The organism is Rossellomorea sedimentorum (assembly GCF_046237645.1).
Taxonomy (GTDB): domain Bacteria; phylum Bacillota; class Bacilli; order Bacillales; family Bacillaceae_B; genus Rossellomorea; species Rossellomorea sedimentorum.
In genome coordinates this window covers 3751201-3775407 of record NZ_CP143546.1, presented here as the reverse complement: position 1 = coordinate 3775407, position 24207 = coordinate 3751201, and the positions used below count along the sequence as shown (strand labels likewise).

The window sequence follows — 24207 nt, the reverse complement described above, 5'->3', positions numbered from 1 at the left end:
GAATTGTGTATTAAGAACACTCCCCCCACAGACAATATTCTATTTTCATCTTTTGGTTCTGTTTGAAGTATTTATTTTATTACAGCGGCTTTAAGTGAAAACTTAGCCGGGTATGGTGGATTTGGGTTGTATGCCTACCAAATAGTCACCTTAAAAACCTCTGAAGAATATAAAGAAAAATAGTCATTAGTAGACTTTGGGGTAAAATTATTTTTATAAGGTATGTTGCATAATTATTTATATGTGTTAAAATACATTTTATTGAATAAATATTAATTAAAATTTATAGGGGGATTTAAAAGATGAAAAAACTTTTTGCAGGTTTGATGGCAGTTGTAATGGCAGGTTCGTTGGCGGCATGTGGTAATTCTGAGGAAACGAGCGGTGAAGGAAAAGAGAAGATCATTATGGGAACTTCCGCAGATTTCCCTCCATTTGAAACACGCGAAAATGATGGAGAGATTGTCGGTTTTGATATTGACCTGGCGAAGCATATTACAGAAGAGCTTGGATATGAACTTGAGATTAAAGATATGAACTTTGACGGGCTGATCGGTGCCCTTCAGGCTGATACAGTCGACTTTGTGGTGTCCGGTATGTCCGCTACAGATAAACGTAAAGAGAATGTAGATTTCTCCGTTGAATATCACCGTTCAGGAGAGATGTTCATTACGTTGCCAGATTCAGAGATTGAAAGCATGGAAGATTTAGACGGGGTAAAGCTTGGTGTTCAGCTTGGGACTATTCAGGATGAAGCTGCCAAGAAACTATCTGAAACGATTGACCTTGAAGTGAAATCATTAGACAAGCTGCCTGCTTTAATTCAGGAATTGAAAGCAGGACGTATTGATGCCATCTATCTTGATAAAACAGTGGCGGAAGGCTATATCAAGGAACTGAATTTGAAAGGTTTCGAGGATGAGAGCTCTGTTTCTCCTGGTATGGCGATTGCGTTCCCTAAAGGCAGTGACAAGGTTGAGGAATTCAGTAAAGTAATAGAGGAAATGAAAGAAAACGGCGAATTGGAAAAATTAGAAGAAAAATGGCTGAAAGAATAAATATTTAAGAAATGAGGTGCAGGCATGGATTTGGATTTTCTCCGGATCGTGCCTTCTATTCCTTTTATACTGAACGGAGTATGGGTGACGTTACTTTTCGTTTTGTTGTCAGGAATCGTAGGTTTTATCATCGGAACAATTTTATCATTATTCAAGATAGGCAGAATTAAAGTTTTAAAGTGGTTTGCGGATGCCTATACATCCATATTCAGGGGAACGCCTCTGATTTTACAGCTGATGCTGATTTACTTTGCCACCCCGCAGCTGACGGGCTTTGATATTCCACCGTTTCTGGCAGGAATGCTTGCTTTCGGACTGAATTCGGGGGCTTATATTTCGGAAATCATCCGTGCGGGAATCCAGGCAGTCGATAAAGGCCAGAAAGAGGCAGCTGAGGCGCTTGGGATTTCATACCGCCCGATGATGAAAGATATCATCCTTCCGCAGGCGTTAAAAAATATTCTGCCTGCCTTGATGAATGAATATATTACATTGACAAAAGAATCGGCGATTGTGTCGACAATCGGATTTTTAGATATTATGAGGAGATCGCAAATCGTCAGTGCGAATACGTATACAGCGTTTGAACCGCTGATATTTGCGGGACTCATCTATTATGTGCTGGTCATGTGCCTGACGCTGCTTGGAAGACAATTGGAAAGGAGGCTGCGCCGGAGTGAGTAAGGATTACATCAAAGTGAAAGGCCTTCATAAAACTTACGGTAAGCTGGAGGTTTTAAAAGGAATATCAACGACCATTAATAAAGGGGAAGTGGTGGCGATCATCGGTCCTTCAGGGTCGGGGAAATCAACCCTGCTCCGCTGCTTGAACCTTCTCGAAACACCGACCGGCGGAGAGGTATGGATTGGGGGGGATGAGATCACGCATCCTCAAACAGATATCTTGAAAGTGCGCCAAAATGTCGGAATGGTGTTTCAGCATTTCAATCTATTCCCGCATAAGACCGTGTTGGAAAATGTCACATATGCACCAGTTGTAGTAAAAGGGGAAACAGAGGCTGCGGCCGAAGAGACTGCTTTAAAACTTTTGAAATCGGTGGGGCTTTCTGAGAAAGCGCATGACTATCCGAACAGATTGTCAGGCGGGCAAAAACAGCGTGTCGCCATCGCCCGTGCTCTTGCGATGTCACCGGATGTCATGCTGTTTGACGAGCCGACATCTGCTCTAGATCCGGAAATGATCAAAGAAGTGTTGGACGTCGTTAAATCGCTGGCCCATACCGGTATGACCATGGCCATCGTCACACACGAAATGGGCTTTGCAAAGGAAGTCGCGGATAGAATACTGTTCCTGGACGGCGGCGTGTTAATGGAAGACGTCCATCCAGAAGAATTCTTCCATAATCCCAAAAGCGAGCGTGCTAAGGAATTCTTAGAGAAAGTCCTTTAACACATTAAAGCACTAAGAGGGACAGTCCCTCTTAGTGCTTTAAAGTAGTGAAGCATCGTCACAACTACTCATAAATGAGGTTGAAATATATGGAGAAATTGAAGCAGCAAGTAATTGAGGAGATTGATCAGCTGAAGACTGTTTTAGATGAGATCAGTATCTATATTGGCGAGAATCCTGAGCTTGGGCATGAGGAGTTCAAGGCAAGTAAAGTCCTTTCTGAAACGTTGGAAGACCATGGATTTTCTCTCGAAATGGGTACGTGTAACTTGCCGACTGCTTTCAGGGCGGTTTATGACAGCGGCAAGGAAGGGCCGGTCATCGGCTTTATGGCTGAATACGATGCCCTGCCGGAAGTCGGACACGCTTGCGGTCACAATCTGATCGGCACTATGGGGATCGCGGCCGGAATTGGCTTGAGCAAAGTCCTATCGGAAACGGGAGGAAAGGTCATCGTATACGGAACACCTGCCGAAGAAACCCGTGGCGGAAAAGTGACGATGGCTGAAGGGGGCATTTTTGATGAGCTTGATGTCGCCCTGATGGTTCATCCTCTCCACAGTTACGTGAAAAGCGGTTCATCGCTCGCAATGGATGCGATTCAGTTTGAGTTTTTCGGTAAGTCCACTCACGCAGCGGCCAATCCGCAGGACGGCATCAATGCTTTGGATGCGGTAATCCAAACGTTCAACAGTATCAATGCCCTTCGTCAGCATATCCTGCCGAGTGCACGAATCCATGGGATTATCACTGAGGGTGGAAAGGCCGCCAACGTCACTCCCGACTATGCAGTTGCCCAATTCTATGTCCGCGGTACCTCCCGTGCTTATGTAAATGAATTAACAGAAAAAGTGAAGAAGTGTGCGGAAGGAGCAGCTTTACAGACCGGAGCAACGCTGAAGCACTCTTTTTACGAGTTTTCTTATGATGACATGATCACCAACTCAGAGTTATCGGAAGCCTTCACCCAGGAATTGATTTACCTTGGAGTGGACAGCAGCGAAATCCAGGAACAGCGTGACGGCAGCGGGTCACTCGATATGGGGAATGTCAGCCAAGTGGTCCCGGCCATCCATCCTTATATTAAAATCACAGATGAAGCGTATGCATGCCATACTCATGAGTTCCGTGAAGCGGCCATGACAGATCAGGCGAGAGAAGCGATGGTTTTGGGGGCCAAAGCGATGGCGTTGACTGGGGTTGAAGTGCTGACAAATAGAGAACTTCTGCAAAAAATTAAACAGGAGTTTTCCCAGAAGCAAAATAGTCAAGCCTCCACAAGCATACAATGAGTCTTACTCGAAAAAAACCGTACACATGGATTACTCCTTATGTACGGTTTTTTTACTTGCTCTACCACACCATCCACCTCAAAAAATAGTAATTGATACAAAAAACGGATGATGGCAGTTAACTCCCTGCCTACTACAACATTTAATTGAAATTGATAAAAAGTTTAGACTATTTACACTTATTTTACACTTTATTGGCAATTTTTGTAGTATACTCATAACTGTTGAGTATACGCCATTTGAAAAAGTTGTTAATAGGAGGAATAAAATGGATTTGAAAGTGGTACAGCGTAAGTCTCTTAATGTCGCCCTTGCCTCTACTATGGTGTTAAGTTTGATGGCACCTGCTGCAGCTCAAAATGTTTCTGCCTCTGAGTTGAAAATTCAAAACCTGCTTATCTCTGAGTACATAGAAGGCTCAAGTTATAATAAAGCCTTGGAAATTTATAATGGTACGGACGCTCCTATTGATCTATCAGAATATACATTGGAATCCTACATTAACGGGGATTCGAGTAGCAAAAACACGTTAGAACTAACTGGAACTTTACAACCTGGAAATGTGTTTGTAATCGCAAACAACCAAGCTGATACAGCAGTCAAAGATAAAGCCGATTTGCTGCTCGGGGCGAACTCGGTCGCTACTTTTAATGGAAATGATCCGATTGTCCTGCTTCACAACGGAACCATTATTGACTCACTTGGACAAGCAGGCAATGCTTCTGACTTTGCGAAAAATGCAACCCTGGTTCGTAAGTCAACAGTGACTACCGGTGATACAGATGTTACTGATGCTTTTGATTCCTCGCAATGGACTGCTCTCGCAGAAGATGACTTTAGCAATCTTGGAACCTATGGCGAGGCAGCTGACCCGGGTGCAGGGGAACCTGTAGTATTAAGTACAATTGCAGATGCTCGTACAAATGCTGTAAATACTGTAGTAAAAGTAGAAGGTTTTGTAACCGCTTCCATGGGGGCGGGAGGGAAAACGAACCTTTACATTCAAGACGACACAGCAGGGATTGTTGTCCGTGCATCCGGCTTAACGGCACAGCCCGGTGATAAGGTGCTTGTAGAAGGCAAGCTAAAAGATTACCACGGCCTTGCACAAATAGAGCCGGCCACTGCTTCAGATGTTACAGTAACCACTCCTTCGGCAGGGGTGCCCGCCCCTTATTCTTTAACGGCAAATGAAATGTCTACTAATGGTGAACTGTATGAAGGCACTTTTGTGAAATTCACCAATGTAACCATTGAATCTGTAAATCAATATGGTGAATTCACTGTTTCAGACGCATCAGGAGAATTTATGGCTGCTCCTGACAATGTGGGACTCCTGGAAGTTGGAAAAACTTATGAAAATATCCTTGGGGTCGTCGACTATAGTTATGGAAACTTTAAGTTAATTCCCCGAAGTGCTTTTGATGTAATCGAAACAGTATTTTCTGTGCGTGCTGATCCTGCTTCAGGAAATGTGGTAGAGGGTACCGAAATTTCTCTTTACACTGCAGCTGAAGGTGGAGTAATCTACTACACTATTGATGGCTCTGAACCCACGGAAGCAAGTACCGAGTATACAACTCCTATCGAAATTACAACAGATATGACAATCAAAGCGGTTGTGATGAAAGATGGAGAAACAAGTGAAGTTGCTACATTCACTTATAAAGCTTTAAAAGCAACAGACGGTCTTAGCATTCATGATATACAAGGTGAAGGCCATGAGTCCCCCTATAAAGATATGAATGTAACAAATGTAGAAGGGATCGTTACAAAGTTAGACGGATCAAACGCTTTTTTCATGCAAACTGAGAATCCCGATGATAACGAAGCAACTTCTGAGGGTATCTTTGTTTATAAGAGGAACTCGGGTGTACAGGTTGGCGATAAGGTGAGTGTTGATGGAAGAATAGTCGAATATAGAGAAGATGGTTATAGTGATGCCAACGACTTGCTGACTACTGAAATATCAGGATCGTCAATAACAATACTCTCTTCCGGTAACTCTCTTCCGGAAGCGGTAGTAATAGGGGAAGACCGTACACCGCCTACAGAAAATATTGAAGATGATAATATGACTTCTTTTGATCCTGAAACGGATGGCTTGGATTTCTATGAAAGTCTTGAAGGGATGCTGATTGAAATTCCGAATGCGACTGTTACTGGACCGGTCAAATACGATGAACTTCCTGTTGTAACAGTAACCAGTGCAGACCAGGTCAGAACAAGGGCTGGCGGTGTACTGATCCAACCTAATGATTACAATCCTGAGCGCATGCTGATTGATGTAGATGGCATCAATCTTAACGCAAAGACAGGGGATACGCTAAGTGGTCCTGTTACAGGGGTTGTAAGCTATGACTATAGCAATTTCAAGATCCGTCCGACTGGTGTTTTCCCGGAAGTGGCAGATGGCGGAACAGAACGTGAAGTAACTTCTATTGAAGCGGGAGCTGAAGACTTAACAGTCGCTTCCTATAATATCGAGAATTTTCATAAGGGTGTCGGTGAAGAGAAGATTAGCAGAATTGCTGACTCTATCATTAATAATATGAAAACACCTGATATTATCGGGCTTGTAGAGGTCCAGGATAATAATGGACCAGATGATGATGGCACGACTGATGCAAGTGAATCCTATCAGGCTATCATAGATGCCATCGTGACCGCAGGCGGCCCGGCATATGAGTTCACTGAAATTGCACCGGAAGATAAAACAGACGGAGGCCAGCCAGGAGGGAATATCCGTGTAGGCTTCATATACAACCCGGACCGAGTCCAGCTGGCTGATAAAGAAGCCGGCGACGCCTCGACAGCTGTCGGGGTTACGGAAAATGGTCTTACACATAACCCTGGTCGCATTGATCCAACAAATGAAGCTTTTGATGATTCAAGGAAAGCTCTCGCAGCTGAGTTTGTTTTTAATGGTGAAAAAGTATTTGTAGTGGCTAACCATTTTAACTCTAAACGCGGCGACGGAGCTCTATTCGGTGCAGAGCATCCTATTTTTCTTGGCAGTGAAGTGCAGCGTCTTAAACAGGCAGCTGTGATAAATGAATTTGTTAATGATATTAACAGCAAAGTTGAAGATGCCAATGTAGTCGTTCTGGGGGATTTGAATGACTTTGAATTCTCTGCTCCTATCAATGCCTTAGAGGGTGATATCCTTACCAACATGATGGAAAAGCTCCCTTTGGAAGAACGATACACCTATATCTATCAAGGAAACTCACAAGTGCTTGACCATATTCTTGTCTCCAATAATCTAGCAGACATCACGGAGATTGATAGTATCAACATCAATGCGGACTTTAGTGAACAAGATGGTCGTGCTAGTGACCATGATCCAGTGCTTGCTAATATACAATTCAGTAAAGAAGTCGAAGTGTATAGAGTTTCAGGTGCAGACCGCTATCAGACCGCTATTGAAATCTCTAAAAAAGGCTGGGAATCTGCAGATACAGTTGTAATCGCGCGCGGAGATGCATTCCCGGATGCCCTTGCAGGTGCCCCGCTTGCTTATAAACTGGATGCCCCTATCCTTCTGACTCAGCAAAATTATATGAGTAAAGAAATTAGGGACGAAATTAAACGTCTGGGTGCGACGAAAGCAGTAATCCTCGGTGGAGAAGCGGCAGTTTCAAATTACGTAGATTATCAAATTAATGGTCTTGGAGTAAAGACTGAACGAATTTCCGGTGCAGACCGTTTCGAGACGGCTGCTAATATCGCAGCAAGACTTGGAGGTTCCCCTGAGAAGGCAGTAATTGCGAATGCATACACATTTGCGGATGCATTATCAGTTGCATCATATGCTTCTCAAAATGGTTATCCAATTGTTCTTACTGAGCAAGGCAAGCTTCCGGCTTCATCAAGTAAAGCGATAAAGTGGATTGATGAGCAGATTGTTGTCGGTGGTGAAAATGCAGTAAGCACAAAAGTTTTTAAAAGTCTAAGTAATGCTGAACGTTTTAGCGGTATCGACCGTTATGCAACGTCAGCTGTAATTGCAAAATCATTAACTCCAGTTACAAATAAAGCGATTGTAGCAACTGGAAAGAATTTTGCCGATGCTTTGGCAGGTTCTGTTCTTGCTGCGAAACAAGGAGCGGAGATTCTTCTGGTTCAACCTACAGAAGTTCCAGGAGTCATCTTAGATGCAATCGAAGCTGACCAAATCACTAAATTCCATATCATTGGTGGAGTAAATGCAGTTGATGAAGCGGTAGCTGAAAAGTTAAGAAGAGAAGAATAGTACAACTTACTACACATGGGAGGGTAGTCAGTCAGCCTTCCCATATGTCATCTGGTTAATTGTTTGTTTACATTTTTACAGAATAATAGAATGAAAGAGGTCAGGAAAAACATGGACATTAAAAAACCACTTTACGGAGTACTCACTACTGCAGCACTAGCAGCTGGTATCTTTGCCATAACACCCTCATCGGAAGCGGCAACCGGCAATTTTGATTTAACGATCATGCACACTAACGATACACATGCGCACCTTGATAATGTAGCCCGCAGAATTACGGCAATAAGAGACCTAAGAGCTGAGAGAAGCAATTCTATCCTTCTGGATGCAGGAGATGTCTTTTCGGGTACGTTGTATTACAACAAATATAAAGGTCTTGCTGATGTTAAATTCATGAACATGATTGGCTATGATGCGATGATTCCTGGGAATCATGAATTTGATGATGGTCCTGCAGCATTTGCTAACTTTATCAAACAAGCCGAATTTCCAATTATCAGTGCCAATATCGACTTCAGTGCTGATGAAGACTTAGGTCCTCTGGCACAAGAAAATATTGGTACACCAGGCGAAGGCGGAAAGATTTACCCGGCTACCATCCTTGATGTGAATGGAGAAAAAGTCGGGGTTTTCGGATTGACAACAGAAGAAACAGCTATCCTCTCAAGTCCCGGGGATACAGTCAAATTTGAAGACTATTTGAAGAAGGCTGAAGAGACAGTTGCAATGCTTGAAGCAGAAGGCATCAACAAAATTATTGCTCTTACCCATCTCGGCTATAATTATGACGTGACACTGGGTGAGACTGTTGAAGGGATCGACATCATTGTTGGGGCTCACAGCCATACAAAGCTGTCCGAAGCAGTAGAAATTGAAAAAGAGGGCAATGCTGATCCGACCATAGTGGTTCAGGCAAACGAGTACAGTAAATTTCTTGGGGACTTACAAGTGTCATTTGATGCAAATGGAGTCCTTATAGATGGGTCCTGGGATGAAAATCTCATTGACCTGAATGAAGAAGATGATCAAGGAAACTATGTGATTGAAGCTGACCCGGAAGCCCAAGCTGAGTTGGATAAACTTGCTGGACCGCTGGAAGAAATGAAACAAACAATAGTAGGCTCTTCAGCTGCGTTTCTGAATGGAGAGCGCAACAATGTTCGGACGGGTGAAACTAACTTAGGAAATCTAATCGCCGATGCTATGCTGGAAAAAGCACAGCAAAATGGCGGAAGTGCAACTATTGCCATCCAGAATGCAGGAGGAATTCGTGCGTCCATTGATGAAGGACCGATAACACTCGAAGAAGTCCTGACTACAATGCCATTTGGAAATACCTTGGTGACGCTGGACTTAACTGGAGCAGAAATCCTGGCAGCCTTGGAAAATGGGGTTAGTGATGTTGAAAATATTGCTGGCCGATATCCTCAAGTTGCAGGAATGAAGTTTTCTTATGATAGAGAACTTCCGGCAGGTGAAAGAGTAATTGATGTTCAAGTGAAAACAAAGGACGGATTTGTATCTATTGATCTTGAAAAAGTGTATACAGTGGCAACGAATGCTTATATTGCGAGTGGCGGTGACGGGTATGAAACTTTCGCCAAAGCAAAAGATGAAGGAAGAATGAAAGAGTTGTTCTTCGTTGATTATCAGGTATTCACGGAGTATCTTGATAATCATGCCAATGTCAAACCAACTATTGAAGCCAGAATTGTTGAAGCAGGCACGGAACGTATTATGGGAGAAACCCGTTATGAAACAGCGGTAGAAATTTCAAAAGCCGGCTGGGAAAGTGCGGAAACCGTCGTTATTGCCCGTGGTGATTCTTTCCCTGATGCGCTTGCAGGAGCACCTCTTGCTTACAAGCACAATGCTCCTATTCTACTGACCGATAAAGGAGCACTGACGCGGGTTGTCAAAGAGGAAATCTCCCGATTGGGTGCCAAAAATGTCATTATTCTTGGTGGAACTGGTGCGGTTGATAATTTTGTGGAATATCAATTGGAAGGTATGGGGCTTGATGTAGAACGTATCGGCGGAAAAGATCGCTGGGAAACCGCAGCCAACATTGCAGCACGTTTAGGGGGCTCTCCTGAAAAAGCAGTGATGGTGAACGGAAATAACTTCCCTGACGCTCTTGCAGTGGCGCCTTATGCAGCACGTCATGGCTATCCTATCCTCTTGACAGGATCTGATCAACTTCCGAAAGCTACTGGAAATGCTTTGCGAGGGATCGACAGCACTATCGTCGTTGGCGGTGAAGGAGTCATCAGCGCAAATGTATTTGATGACCTTTCGGGAGCGGTCCGTTATTCAGGAACCAACCGCTATGCTACAGCAGGTGCCATTGCTGAACAATTGATGCCATCTTATCGTGTGTTTGCAGCAACCGGAACGAACTTTGCAGATGCATTGGCAGGATCAGTACTAGCTGCTAAAGAAAATGCTGCTATGATTCTTGTTAAGAAGGATGAGCTGCCAAAAGAATCCGAGCAGGCAATCAATAGACTCCAAGCTGCCGAATTCACTATTTTGGGTGGAGAAGGCGCTGTAAGTAAAACCGTTGCAGATCTGTTATCTAAATAACAATAAAAAAGCTGTCGAAACTAGTTTCGACAGCTTTTATTTTCAGTGAATTTAGACTAGTCATCTGTGCCAGCGGCTTTCTTTATACTTATGTGCTTTTTCAAAATAAGACTCGACGGAAATATTGCCTATACTATAGAATCCGCTATCCGGGTCCCAAATATAATAGGACTCTAAGCTGTTGACATAGTCTTTGTGGAGGTTGTCGGGTAACTTATAATGATCATTGTAAGTCAGATTTTCAAACTCCTGAATAGGAAGATAGAAGAGTGCGGATTGGATAATATTATTTTCAGTTAGTTCAAGAAGTGCCTCTCCTGATGCTGAATGGTCAGAGTGTGGATCATTAAAACTTAAAGCATGATGCCTTGCTTCTGGATATTTTTTATTCATTTCAATCATGACCTCTTTAACTGATTCTTTGTTTATTTGGCCATCAGGGAGGTCATACACAAATACATTCTCTTCTTTAACACCAAGCTCCTTAACCGCTTTTCTGAATTCCTTTACACGCGCTTTCCCGAATTCTTCTCTTGTCAGGGGAGAGAGTCCTTGCGTGGTCAGTTTTTCATTAATGGCATGGAAAGACTGACTGGCTTCCCCATGGGAAAGCAGGACCACTGCCACTTCATTTCCTTTATCTATTTGGTGGAGGATGGATGGGCCCAAGCTGAGCACTTCATCGTCAGCGTGAGGCGCATAAAAGACCGACGTATTCGGTTCACCTTCAATAAAACTGCAGGCGTTTAAAAGGATGAATAGCAGACTGTATGATAAAAGCTGATGAAATAATTTCATGATTACCTCCAAAACGTAATAGTAAGACAATCCCCCTTGATTCTATCAAAGTTTATGAGTGTGGTGTATACTTTAGGAAGATTAGAATGAAATGAAAGGAACGGAGTATGGAACAAGAGCAAATGAAGCAAGTTAAGACAAAAAGGGTTTATTCCCTTGATATGCTGAGAGGGATTATTGTTGTTTTATCCGTATTTGTCAGCACCATTCCGTATGGAGAAATAGACTACAGCTATTTCCGGCATGCAGAATGGTACGGTGTTACTATTACCGATATTGTATTGCCGTCATTCATTACTATCTTTGGCACAAGTATGGCAATCGCTTATCAAAAAGGAGTCAAATGGGAGAAGATTTTGAAAAGGACTGTCCGGTTAATCGTTTACGGAATTATTTTTACAATCATTGTCTCGTGGAGTATCGACTTCTCAACTATTAGATTGACAGGTGTTCTGCAGATGTTTGCACTGCTTGGCATTATCACAGTGGTGATTACTAAATTCATAAAAAAACCACTCTATCTCATGCTTGTGGCTCTTTGTATATCAGTTGTATATGGAAGTATTCTGATGTTAACTGGCCAATCATGTGAGAACGGTCTGCCGCAGCCTGACTGTAATATATCAGGAGTGATAGATGGAGCAGTATTTGGGGATCGACACATCTACCATCAAGGAGAAAGAGGGTTTGACCCTGAAGGTCTGGTTACCAGTTTCTCTGCACTGTCCAATGTCCTGTTTGGCTATGCATTCGGCAGGTTGATACTTAACCGAAAAGAAACTGGAGCCTGGAAAGAATTATTAGTAATTGGTCTGCTGCTGGTAGTGTGCTCCCTTATATGGGATCAGTTCCTGCCCTATAATAAGAGGATTTGGACGCCGGCTTTTGCATTGCTGGCAGCAGGAAGTACTGCAGGGATGTTATCTATACTCTATGTGATTTTTGATAAAAGAAAACAGGATGCTAAAGAGCCCGCGTTAAAGCCTGTGGTTTGGTTTTTAGAGGCATTTGGCCGAAATAGCTTTTTGGTATATTTCGGGAAGTTTATTATATATTCTGTATTGCTTCATATTACGGTGACAACCGCTGAAGGGGAATTGTCACTATCAAAGGTGTTAGTTCAGCGGGTTGAAGCGTTCAGCCCATATCCGCAATTAACATACGCTTTTATCATGGTAGGCTTTTGGACTGCTGTTGCCGTGCTGCTTCATAGAAAAAAATGGTATTTAAAAGTATAATTAACAAAGAAAGGGTTGACCCAGATGTCGGAGTCGATCCTTTCTTTTATTAAATAGCTTTTTTGAATAATGATGTTGTTTTATGAATTGTGAATTTGAATTTCACTCCAGGTGCGCGCCTCAGCTTTGCGTACGGGGTTACGTACCGGTGGGTACGCAACCTTGGTCTCGCCTGTCCTGCAGGAGGTCGCTCACCTTCCTCTCCATTTACTGCAACCTTGCTTTTAAAACTAAGGGCTGACCAGGTAGAGCCCCTGTTCAAAACAAGTAGAATTACAACAAATGCTAAATAATAGTTCCGCATATAAAGCCTGAATAACCACATCATTAACTAACAAAGCCTATTATTTAGTAGATGATACTGCCCGCTCAAAAAGAAGACTAGAATATGTCCTTGTATATTTTAATAATGTTTCTCCGACTTCCTCTGCTGAAGCTGAAAACAAAGGTTCAAAAAGTTTTTTGTTTTTTTCTGAAGCGAAAGCTTCTATAAAATGGAACATTAATTTAATTTCAGTCATGCTGGTTGTGTAGTAAATTTCCATCTGTGTAACCTGGTCATTTACAGAGTTTTCATTTTCGATTTTTTCCTGGTAGAGGGGAGCCAAGCTTGCCAATTCACCTTGGATTGCCTGTTTAGCAGCCTCCATGCTCTTTTGGATAACGGATATACTTGGGTAGTTAGAGTTCTCTAAGAATTTGTAAAGGATGACATGCAAGGCTTTGGTCGATTCTACGTGAAATGCGATGCCTTTGATGAGTTCGTCTCTATAGCCTGCTTCTGTTGATGCCTCTTTCAAAACCTGCAGTAAATGGTTATTAACCTCATTCCTCATCTCTTCTTTATTTATATGCATTATCACTTTTTTATAGATTTCCCCGATTAGCCTGCTCAATTCTTCTGTTTTCATCCTAAGTCTCCTTTAATGTGTAATAAAATATGTCTATGACTATTTTAACATTCAAGAGTACTAATTGATAGAAAATTCTGCACTTTAAAAGAAACAAAAAAGATGTGTTCCTGTTAGTGAACACATCTATAACAATTGCTATTGCAGTCTTACAAGCTCATGTACTTCATCCTGGACGCTTTGGTGTATAGCTTTCCTTCCGCCTATGATTGTGCCTCCATAGGTAGATTCAGTCATCAATTCTTTGGTGGCAAGAATGGACCAATAACCCACTTTTTTCATAAAATAATTCCACCACTTTTCTCATTTCTTATTAGATTCAAAAAGCATGATGATGATGGCTGCTTGGCACTCCTCCCAATGTGGAATTTACAAATTCACATGTTTATCTGTTAAATTCCCCCTTTAATTAACCAAACAGTTGACTCTCCAAACCGAAATTTTTAATGAGGGAAACTTCAATAAAGTTTGCGCTTATTGGAGCACTGTTTTTTATGCTGAAATTTGTTACATAATTGTAAAATAATTTTGACAATTTAGTGCTAAAATTTGTTGTAGAAATATAGAGAAGGTGGAGAAAACATGTCAAGTTATCAAACTAATTATCGAAAGCCTATTTCTATCATTGTCGCTTCAGTTTTATGTGCATTTTCATTATTTTTTATGACTACTTCATCAACAGCAGCTGCTGAAACAAAAATTAATAGAATTAGCGGAGCAGATCGTTATGAAACTTCTGTTAAGGTATCACAAACAGGATGGTCTGCCGGCGCGGAAACAGTAGTCATTGCTGTAGGGGATAACTTTCCTGATGCTTTGGCAGGGGCCCCGCTTGCAGCAAAGCATAACGCCCCTATCTTATTGGTAACCAAAGAAAAGATTCCTTATGGTGTAATGAAAGAAATTGAACGTTTAGGGGCGGAAAAGGCGTACATATTAGGCGGGAACTCAGTTATTTCTCCTACCATTGAAAGTCAGCTGAAAGATAGGGGCATTAAGGTAGAAAGAGTAGCGGGAAAAAACCGTTATGAAACAGCTGCGAAAATTGCCAATTTGGTTGGAGGAACTAAAGCGGTGGTGACTTATGGCGGTGACTTTCCGGACAGTCTGGCAATTGCTCCGGTTGCTGCCAGTCAGTCAATGCCTATTCTCTTGACTGATAAAAATAATATACCCGAAGAAACAAAGAAAGTATTAACTGAATATAGTTCTTTTATTCTTGTGGGAGGCAAGGGAGTAATAAGTGAAAATGTTGAAAATAACCTTCCGAATGCTACTCGAATAGCAGGTAAGGACCGTTATGATACATCTACAAAGGTGGCAGAAAAGTTCTTTTCTTCTCAATCAGTAAATACTTCAATAATCGCCGCAGGGGAAAGCTTTGCGGATGCTTTGACAGGATCGGTTCTTGCTGCAAAGGGAAAAGCTCCGGTACTGTTAACTCAATCGAAAAATGTCCCTGCAGCCATTAAAGAAACGGTAGAAAAGCTGGGCATCGATCAATTAACCATTATTGGCGGGACCTCCGTAATTTCTGCAGAGGTACAAAGCCAGTTCGGCTTTGACCGTCAGGCGCTTGTACAGACAGCTAAACAATACCTGGGAGTACCATATTTATGGGGGGGAACTACACCGAGCGGTTTTGACTGCAGCGGGTATTTAAACTATGTATATGATAAACATGGTATTGATCTGCCAAGGACCACTTCAGATATATGGAATTTCGGCAGCAGGACAGGTACTCCTGAAATAGGGGATATTGTTATGTTTGAAACGTACAAGCCTGGTCCTTCACATGCCGGCATTTACATTGGCAACAATGAATTTATCCATTCAGGTAACCGAGGGGTAGAGATAACAAGCATGAATAATGTCTACTTTAAGCCCAGATATCTTGGGGCGGTAAAAGTTATAGACTAGCAGAAAACTGCTTGCCGAAAGTTTCGGCAAGCAGTTTCTTTATTCCCCTCGATAAGAAGTTTAAACATCTCTTAACACAAGGAATTGGAAGCCTCTACTAAATAGTTGAAAAATACTATTTTTTCAGAAAACATACACTCCTTTTGTTGACTAAAGGTATGGGTGGGATTAAAATAGAGTAAGAGCACTGTTTTTTCCAATTTTTTATTTTCTTGGAAAACATGTGGGTGTTTTGTATTAATTCTATTAATCTATTGAGGGGGTAAAAGGATTGACTTTTAAGAAAAAAGTACTATCTGTTATGGCTAGTGCTACACTGGTTGCTTCTTCCTTTGCTGGAGTTACAGCATTTAACCCAGAGAAAGCTGAAGCTGCTCTGCAGGAAACGAAGAAGTTCAAAGTATCTAACTTCTCAGAAGTAGTGGCTCTTTCCTTGAGTGATCAAGCCGTACAGGAGCTTATCATTGTTGGTAATGGAAAAGTCGATGCTACAAGTCAATTGGAAAAACTAGGGGTAAAGGTGAAAGTAAACTATAAGAACTATGTTTATTTAGCTGATGTTCCTACACGCAAGGTAATGGATGTCCTTAATGTCAAGGGCGTGCGGACAGTAGGGAAAAACTCTCAAATTGAACTTGACCGGGTAAACCCAGAAGAGTTATCCGTTGATGGGCAAAACACGGTAGATCCGACCGCCGGTGTAACACCTGACCAGCTTGAAACTCATAATGCTACTGGAGTTACTGATTTCCATAAGAAATTTGATGGAACGGGAACTCGTGTCGGAATCATTGATTCTGGTCCAGATCCAGGGCACGAATCCTTTACTGATTCATTAGATGAAGAAACCCGTAAGTTCGGAGATTCAAAGATTGTTGGAGTGAGAGATTACACGGTCTCGAGCAGGTTCCTGGCATATTCGATTGAGGAACGCTATAAGAAATACCTTGGCAGTGCAGTGAACTTCCTTGCTGAAGGGGATGTCTTGTTTGATGCCGGCCATGCAGAAGGGGACTCTTTCACAGTTACAAAAGAAGTGGAGAATGAAGAAGGAGAAACTGTTGAAGTTGAAACTACATATAACACAACAGGCTTAGATGCTCCTGATGATAAATTCTATTTAGGAAAAACTTATTTTGAAGGAAATCCATATCCGGAATGGCATTATTATTGGACAAACCAGGATTTAAATGCTGATGGAGTAACTGGAGAAGAAGAAGGCGAAGGTGACAAGCCTGATTCTGATAACTTCTCTGTACTGTTAGTTGGAGACAAAGTGTATATCGATACAGATATGGATAATGATTTCACAGACGAAACAGCTTATGCCAACAATGAAACAGGTACATTTGATATTGATGTCACTGATGGGAAAGCTGGAGCAAACTTCCGAGTGAATGATATGGAATTAGATTGGTTCGGAGCAGGGTTGAAAAAAATCAACTTATTTACTGACTTCAATGGCCATGGTTCCCATGTATCCGGGATCACGGCAGCAGATGGTCCTTTAAGAGCAAACTCTTTTGGAGCAGTTGCAGGAGAAGGGGTAGCCCCTGGTGCTGAGCTTGTCGGACTCCGTGTATTCCAGGCCGCTGGCGGGGCATATACATTCAGTATTCAAAAGGCAATGGTTGATGCAGCCCTTCCAGAATCTGAAGGAGGTTTTGGAGTAGACGTCGCAAACTTAAGCTTAGGGTCTTCGCCTGATCTAAATGATGGTTTGGGGTCATATGGAGAGCTTATGAAAGTGTTAAGTGAAGATACTGATATCGTATTTGTAACATCTGCAGGAAACTCGGGTCCTGGTGCCGATACGGTTGGATCCCCTGGTGACGTAGCACCGATTATCTCAGTCGGCGCGCATATCACATCAGAAATGTGGGCAAAAGAGTACAATTACTATCCATATGGTAAAAATGCCGATGGTTCTCCTAAGGAAGGAGAAGGACTATGGTACTTCTCATCTGTAGGACCAAACGAAGCCGGCAACCAAAAACCAGATGTTGTAGGCCCTGGTTCAGCATTTGCAGCGCATCCTGTTCAAAATGGACCTTACGTTGTAATGCAAGGGACAAGTATGTCCTCACCTTATGTGGCAGGGGCAGTGGCATTGCTTAAATCTGCAGCACTCAAGGACCGGATTCCATTCAATTATGAAATTGCCCGGGAAGCATTGATGCAAACGGCAAATCATTTGGACGGCTATAATCGTGCGCAGGAAGGCGCTGGTTTAATTGACGTTCCAGCTGCCTACGAATATTTGCGCAAACATTTCATCACAGATATCAAAGATGTAGAGGTAACGGTTTATCATGGTGAAAAGGTTTCTGGCGGCCAAGGGTTATATGTCAGAAATAAAGAAATCCCGGAAACAGTAGAAGTTCTTGTTGAGAACAATTCAGATGAAGATAAGGATTTGAGTGTCTCAGCAACTAGCGATTGGGTTGTACCTTCTGTATCAGATTTGAATTTAAAAGCAGGGGAAAGCAAAACAATCACTGTAAACTATGATGCTTCCAAACTTGAGACAGGTGTAAATGCAGAAACATTGGTATTTGATGATGCTTCTACTCCATATGTAGAAGCAAGATCGCCGCAAACAATCATCACTGGCTATGAATTCAATCAGGATAATCGTTTCCGTTTCCGCGCAACAGATGAAGTCCAGTCTTCTAAAACAAAAGGATACACATTCGAAGTGAAGCCTGGTGTGGATGAAGTACGCTTCTCGCTAAATGCCCTTAGTGAAAACGATGACTACCAAGGGCGTGTACGACTGATCGTATTCAACCCTGATGGGGTCGAAGTTAGTTCCTATAAAGGGTATGCAGGCTACCGTGGTTTAGATGTGGAAGACCAAGTATTTAAATCTCCGAAACCAGGAGTATGGGAGGTTCATGTTTATGGAACAGCCGCTCCTGCTGCAGGGAAAGAAGTAAATAAATATGAACTGGAAGCAGTAGTACAGAATGTTGTGGCTGAGCCAGGAAAGATAGACCTTGGTGCAGCAGCTCCAGGAACAGTAGTAACTGAATCTGTAACATTCTCCAACTATCTGTCCGGTTCCAGAGAAGTTAAAGTTGCAGCTGCTCCATTCAGCTCGCCTGCAGCTTCTACTGAAAGAGTTGAAGTGCCTGGAAGCAATCAATACTACTTCCAAGAGCTTGAAGTTAAGAACAATGTGTCCCTGGAAGTCCAAACTTCCAACCCTACTCATGCAAGTGATGATGTAGATTTGTATATCCTTGATTCTCAAGGAAATGTAGTAGGATATTCAGCTGGTGCCTCATCTGATGAAATGGTTTCACTGACTTCACTTCCGGATGACACTTACACAATTGCGATTGAAGGTTATGCTACATCTGATCCAACTACAATGCTGGATCTTTCAATCAGGGAATTCGGAGTGCTTTCTCCAGGTGAAAAAGGAGAAGGGGAAGTGAAAGTGAAAGAAGCTTCTCAAACGCTTAAAGTAGGAAAATCATTAACCACTGACCTTACAATCACTACTCCATCTGAATCAGTGGATGGTATTGCTGCTGTGTACCTATTAGATGCAAAAACGGATGAAGTCCTGTCCCTATTGCCAATCAAAGTAGATGGCAGTCTTATCACTGAAGTCTCAGGACAGGATCGTGTAGCAACTGCTGTTGAAGTTTCTAAGAAACTTCATGCGGACGGATTTGCGGAGGATCATGAATATAAAACAGTTATCCTTTCTACTGGATATAACTTCCCGGATTCATTATCTGCCGGCCCGTTAGCTTCTGCTATTGATGCTCCAATCCTGCCAGTTGGCGCGGACGGAAAATTATCTGAAGCTGTTCTGAAAGAAATTGAGCGCCTGGGTGCTGAAAATGTATATGTTCTTGGTGGAGAAGGCGTTGTTTCTGCTGAAGTATTCACACAATTGAACAGCATCAGCATTAATTCTTCAAACATTGAACGCCTGGAAACTGATGGTATGCCAAACCGTTACGGTACAAACCTTGCTATCGTTTCTAAGCTTCAAGAGCTTGGTTTCACTGGAAATGGTGTCTTTGTGGCAACTGGTAAAAACTTTGCAGATGCTCTAAGTGCTGCATCTATTGCTGGAGCAAAAGGCATGCCTATCGTCTTGACAAATGGGGAAGGGCTTTCTGATGAAGCCAAAGCCATTCTTGAAGATGAAAAGGTGTATGTGCTTGGTGGTCAGTCTGCTGTTTCTGATAAGGTAGTAGCAGCGGCGAAAGAGGTGGCAATTGAAGTAGAACGTCTATCCGGAGTTAACCGTTATGGTACACTAGCTGCAGTCCTTGGTGAGTTCTCTCACAGCACAGACAGCCTATATGTAGCAAGCGGCAAAAACTTCCCAGATGCACTATCTGCTGCTCCTCTAGTAACAGATAATAATGGCCTGCTTCTTCTGGTAGATCCAAATGGCCTGCCTAAAGAAGTTGATGCATTCTTAACTAAATACACTTACCAGAACAAGATTTCTTCTGTAACTGTATTGGGTGGTAAAGGTGCAGTAGGTCAAGATGCACGAGATGATTTGCAAAAAAAGGTAACTAAATAAGAAGGGGAAGCCCTTTTAGCAAGAAATAGCCATTCGCATACGATGCGAATGGCTATTTCTATGAAAATGAAATCTACCATTCCAGTTGCCGGATTACATAGACAACCCTTATCGCATCAGATATACTTTTTACAGATGATGTAAATACAACAATGAGGTGAGGATTTGAAGAATATAAGGGTTATAGTTTCCGTTCTGTTACTGCTGGCTTTTACCATGAGGACAGGGGACTATACTTATGCGGACAGTCAAAAAGTACGGATTCTTGTTGTGACAAAAGATGGGGAAGCAGCAACTCTTTCAACAGCTGAACCTGAATCAAAATATAAAATAATTTCCGTACCGAAGCAAGATGTCCAAAGGACCCTGACCATGCTGAAGAAAGACAGAAATATAGAAATTGCTGAACTAGATCAATTGGTATATACCCAATCCAATACACCGAACGACACTAATTTTGACAAGCAATTGCAGGATTTTTCCTCCATGAAGGTTCTAGAAGCATGGGACCACTATGATCCGAAAGAAGAGGTTATCGTAGCGTTAATAGATTCAGGCATAGATCTGTTTCATCCGGAATTGAAAAATCAATTGGTGGAAGGAAGGAACTTTATAAATGAGTCCCAACCGCCAATGGATAATACAGGACACGGGACGCACGTCGCTGGACTAATTGGAGCGGCAACTAATAATCAGCTGGGGATTTCATCTCCTGTTAAAAAGGTTAAATTGATGCCTGTAAAGGTGTTTGAAGGCAGAACTACCTATATGTCAACGGTTATTAAAGGGATTCGATATGCAGCAGATCATGGGGCAGATATCATCAATTTAAGTCTGGGAAGCTATAGCAATATGATGGCTTTGGAGGATGCAGTGGACTATGCTGTCAGCAAAGGAGCGTTGGTAGTTGGGGCAGCAGGAAACGATAATCAGCATGCTGTAACGTACCCGGCAAGTTACCCCCATGTACTGGCCGTAGGGAGTGTTGATTCTGCTTCGTTAAGCAGGTCAACCTTTTCCAACTATGGAGAACCTATTGATGTTTCCGCTCCAGGTTCCAATATTTATAGTACGTGGATAGACGGCTATCGTTATATGAACGGAACTAGTATGGCTGCTGCGATTGTGAGTTCTGTTTCTTCTATGGTTCTGCAAAACTATCCTTTTTTAAATGGGATGCAAGTAAAAGAAGTAATGGAAAATTCAGCGACACAATTGCCATCGGTTAAACTTTTAGGGAAGGGATTAATAAATGCCGAAGCCGCATTGGGATATGTTAAAGAGAAGAACAGGCTGTTCGGGGATACATCCATGGATACAGCTGTTCACATTTCTCGAAACGGCTGGGAGTCTTTAGAAGAAAAAAAGTTAACGATAGATGGAAGGACCATCAATGGAACATTTGTCATCATTGCAAGCGGCAATAAATTTCCTGATAGTTTGGCAGCCTCTCCGCTGTCTTCATACCTTGATAGTCCGATTCTTTTGCTTAAGGGCCGCTTGGATGAAAAGGTTCTGAAAGAGTTAGACCGCTTGAAGCCGACTCATGCAATTATCATAGGCGGTAAGAATGCTGTTTCACAGGACATAGAAAAAGCAATTCAGGCAGAGGCAATTCAAACTATGAGAGTGTCTGGAATCGATCGCTATGAAACAGCTATAGCCATTAACAACGTTATCCCTTATTCGACAAATAAAGCTTTTGTCGTTTCAGGGGAAAATTATCCTGATGCTCTATCGATCGCTTCTTATAGCGGGAGTAAACAATACCCGGTGCTGTTTGTACAAAAAGATAAAGTATCTAAGTCTGTAGAAAATTATCTTAAGAGTAATTCTATTACGAAAGCGTATGTGATTGGCGGCGAAGGAGTCATCTCAAAAGAAGTTAATGATCACTTGCCTTCCCCATATCGGATATATGGTGCAGACCGCTTTGAAACAAATAAAAAAGTTCATCAACTATTCTCGAATGATCAAACTCCGACAATTTATTTTGCAACTGGTTGGAATTTTCCCGATGCGCTCAGTATAAGCCCGCTTGCATCCAGAACAGAAAGTCCGGTGGTGCTAGTGGATAAAGAAGAGAATTCAGTAATGGAAGCGACAATTGAACTCTTTCAAAACAAAAATGATTATCGTATTCTTGGCGGACCGGGCGCGGTCTCTCTTGAAAAAGCTTGGGAAATAGATGGATATATGAATAAAGAGTAGAGGGGAAATTCCCCCTCTTCTTTTTTTTCCATTAAAAGTATATTAGATTAATAGAAAGTATGATAACATGGAATTAAATAACAAAAAAGGAGTCCGCAATGAACAAAAAAATGAAAAAACCTTTCATGGGATTTGCAGCCGCAGCATTGGCAGCATCCATAACTTTTCCTGTGTCTGCAGAAGAATATAAGAACAAATCACATTCTGAGATTAATAGACTGTTGACAGAAGCAGCCATAAAATATGAAGTACCACCCGAAGTGGTCAAGGCCATAGCGGAAGAGGAAAGCGGATGGAGGCAGTTCAAAGATGGCAAACCTTTTATATCATCTGACAATGGGATAGGCATTATGCAGGTGACGGATACAGACGGTTACGATCTTGAAAGACTAAAGACTGATATAGAATATAACATTAAAGCAGGAATTGAAATCTTGAATAAGAAGTGGAACCGCGGGGAGTCTGGTATCACGAACTGGCAATCCACAAGTATTCCTACAATAGGAGATAATGAGAGGGATATTATAGAAAATTGGTATTTCGCTATTTTGGCTTATAACGGTACAAAGCAGGTCAACAGTCCGGTTAAGCAGAGTGACGGTTCAATCAATGAAAACAGCTATCAATATAAGGTGTTCGGTGAAATGATGGATGGGAATCCGGGAATATTTCCTGATCATTCAATGGATATCACTTTTTCTAAAGAAGATTTCACCTATACGGTGGAGCATGATTTGATTTTCAACAAAAAGCATTATGTGGTTAATGGGCTCCCTCATTCTTCAAAACACTTATTCCAGCCTGGGGATTTAGTGATTTCTCCGGAAGCCACCAGATTCAGAGCAGGGCCAACTTCATCTTCAGCTGAGACTTCACAGAAGCTGGCTGCAGGGAAGACGGAAGTTCTCGAAATCCTAAGTTCATTTGAGTATGACCAATCAGGCAATACTTCGAATCATTTTGTCTGGTATAACACGGAACGTGAGGACAATGACCGTACAGGTTATGTGACTTCCAGTGAATTGAACAAGATCGGCCAACGCCTTTCAGGGGTAGACCGGTTCGACACTGCCGTTAGAATTTCAAAGGAAGGCTGGGAAAAGGCAGACACTGTAGTACTCGCTCAAGGGTATAACTTTCCTGATGCCTTAACAGGAGGTCCGCTTGCTTATAAGTATGATGCTCCGTTACTTTTAACTGATAAAAATAAATTGACAGCTTCTACAAAAAAAGAAATTGAAAGATTGGGAGCTGATAAAGTAATTATTCTCGGAGGAAAAGGTGCCATTGGAACAGAAGTTGAGACTGCGATACGCAACCTGGGTTTAGAAGTTGATCGAATTGGCGGCCAAGATCGATTTGCTACAGCACAGCTTATTGCAGAAAGGGTGAGTTCCACTCCTGAGAAAGCGATCATAGCTTATGGATACAACTATCCTGATGCTCTATCTGCTGCCCCATTTGCGGCAAGCAACCAGTATCCAATTTTATTAACAAAGACAGATGAGGTGCCTGAAGCCACAAAGAAGGCTTTAATGAATATACCAGAAACCATTATAGTAGGTGGTGAAAAAGCTGTAAGCAGCAAGGTATTGAAAGAGGTTAACGGAAAGCAGAGGGTAAGAGGATTTGACCGCTACGAGACATCTGTTGAAATTGCCAAGCAGCTGCCTTTATCCAATATGGACCGCCAAGTGTTCATGGCTAACGGCACAGACTTTCCCGATGCACTTGCCGGTTCTGTACTGGCTGCGAAACAAGGTGTTCCGTTGATTTTAACAGAGACTCAAAATCTCCGGGTCAATGTCCAGGCATTTATTGAGGATGAACGCTTCAGGGAGTTTAATTTATTAGGCGGGCATAAGGCGGTAAATGTAGAAGACGAACTTGGTGAGATCTTTAAGAAGCTCTATTATTAAAGCCCTTTGTGTCGGCAGGAAAAGGTACAAAGCGTGAATACCCTTTGAGA

At 42.2% G+C, this 24207-nt stretch carries 14 protein-coding genes; 11 read left to right on the top strand and 3 right to left on the bottom strand.

Annotated features, from left to right (window positions below; all coding sequences use genetic code 11):
• Positions 1-302 precede the first annotated feature (302 nt).
• The 6 genes from V1502_RS18510 (at position 303) to V1502_RS18485 (ending at position 10602) form a co-directional block, all read left to right on the top strand.
• Positions 303-1058, top strand: coding sequence for a transporter substrate-binding domain-containing protein (locus V1502_RS18510; protein WP_409252061.1), 756 nt, complete (start codon positions 303-305; stop codon positions 1056-1058).
• Between the two features lie 24 nt (positions 1059-1082).
• Positions 1083-1742: an amino acid ABC transporter permease gene (locus V1502_RS18505; RefSeq protein ID WP_409252060.1), complete on the top strand. Its 660-nt coding sequence runs from the start codon at positions 1083-1085 to the stop codon at positions 1740-1742.
• Positions 1735-2469, top strand: a complete 735-nt coding sequence (locus V1502_RS18500; RefSeq protein WP_409252059.1) for an amino acid ABC transporter ATP-binding protein — start codon at positions 1735-1737, stop codon at positions 2467-2469. The genes V1502_RS18505 and V1502_RS18500 overlap by 8 nt, the downstream gene beginning before the upstream one ends.
• 89 nt (positions 2470-2558) lie before the next feature.
• Positions 2559-3761: a M20 family metallopeptidase gene (locus V1502_RS18495; RefSeq protein WP_409252058.1), complete on the top strand. Its 1203-nt coding sequence runs from the start codon at positions 2559-2561 to the stop codon at positions 3759-3761.
• Positions 3762-4029: 268 nt separating this feature from the next.
• Positions 4030-8016: a cell wall-binding repeat-containing protein gene (locus V1502_RS18490; RefSeq protein WP_409252057.1), complete on the top strand. Its 3987-nt coding sequence runs from the start codon at positions 4030-4032 to the stop codon at positions 8014-8016.
• 111 nt (positions 8017-8127) lie between these two features.
• Positions 8128-10602 (top strand): cell wall-binding repeat-containing protein, encoded by a 2475-nt coding sequence (locus V1502_RS18485; RefSeq protein WP_409252056.1) that lies wholly within the window; start codon positions 8128-8130, stop codon positions 10600-10602.
• 60 nt (positions 10603-10662) lie between these two features.
• Here the strand turns inward: V1502_RS18485 and V1502_RS18480 are convergent, their stop codons facing one another.
• Positions 10663-11400 (bottom strand): PIG-L family deacetylase, encoded by a 738-nt coding sequence (locus V1502_RS18480; RefSeq protein WP_409252055.1) that lies wholly within the window; start codon positions 11398-11400, stop codon positions 10663-10665.
• A 107-nt stretch (positions 11401-11507) separates the two neighbouring features.
• Here V1502_RS18480 and V1502_RS18475 point away from each other — a divergent pair, with 107 nt between their 5' ends.
• On the top strand, positions 11508-12638 hold the full coding sequence (locus V1502_RS18475) for an acyltransferase family protein (RefSeq protein ID WP_409252054.1): 1131 nt from the start codon (positions 11508-11510) through the stop codon (positions 12636-12638).
• Positions 12639-12982: 344 nt separating this feature from the next.
• On the opposite strand, the gene V1502_RS18470 is transcribed toward V1502_RS18475, so the two are convergent.
• Together V1502_RS18470 and V1502_RS18465 are read right to left on the bottom strand one after the other, a co-directional pair.
• Positions 12983-13549 (bottom strand): hypothetical protein, encoded by a 567-nt coding sequence (locus V1502_RS18470; RefSeq protein ID WP_409252053.1) that lies wholly within the window; start codon positions 13547-13549, stop codon positions 12983-12985.
• Between the two features lie 138 nt (positions 13550-13687).
• Positions 13688-13831: a hypothetical protein gene (locus V1502_RS18465; protein ID WP_409252052.1), complete on the bottom strand. Its 144-nt coding sequence runs from the start codon at positions 13829-13831 to the stop codon at positions 13688-13690.
• Positions 13832-14131: 300 nt separating this feature from the next.
• On the opposite strand from V1502_RS18465, the gene V1502_RS18460 reads away from it, so the two are divergent.
• The 4 genes from V1502_RS18460 to V1502_RS18445 all read left to right on the top strand — a co-directional run bounded on the left by V1502_RS18460 (position 14132) and on the right by V1502_RS18445 (position 24157).
• The gene (locus V1502_RS18460; RefSeq protein WP_409252051.1) at positions 14132-15469 is read left to right on the top strand and encodes a cell wall-binding repeat-containing protein; all 1338 of its coding nucleotides are present in this window, start codon (positions 14132-14134) and stop codon (positions 15467-15469) included.
• Positions 15470-15740: 271 nt separating this feature from the next.
• Positions 15741-20027: a cell wall-binding repeat-containing protein gene (locus tag V1502_RS18455; protein WP_409252050.1), complete on the top strand. Its 4287-nt coding sequence runs from the start codon at positions 15741-15743 to the stop codon at positions 20025-20027.
• A gap of 165 nt (positions 20028-20192) precedes the next feature.
• Positions 20193-22238, top strand: a complete 2046-nt coding sequence (locus tag V1502_RS18450; RefSeq protein WP_409252049.1) for a S8 family serine peptidase — start codon at positions 20193-20195, stop codon at positions 22236-22238.
• A 98-nt stretch (positions 22239-22336) separates the two neighbouring features.
• Positions 22337-24157, top strand: a complete 1821-nt coding sequence (locus V1502_RS18445) for a cell wall-binding repeat-containing protein (protein ID WP_409252048.1) — start codon at positions 22337-22339, stop codon at positions 24155-24157.
• The last annotated feature ends 50 nt before the right edge of the window (positions 24158-24207 follow it).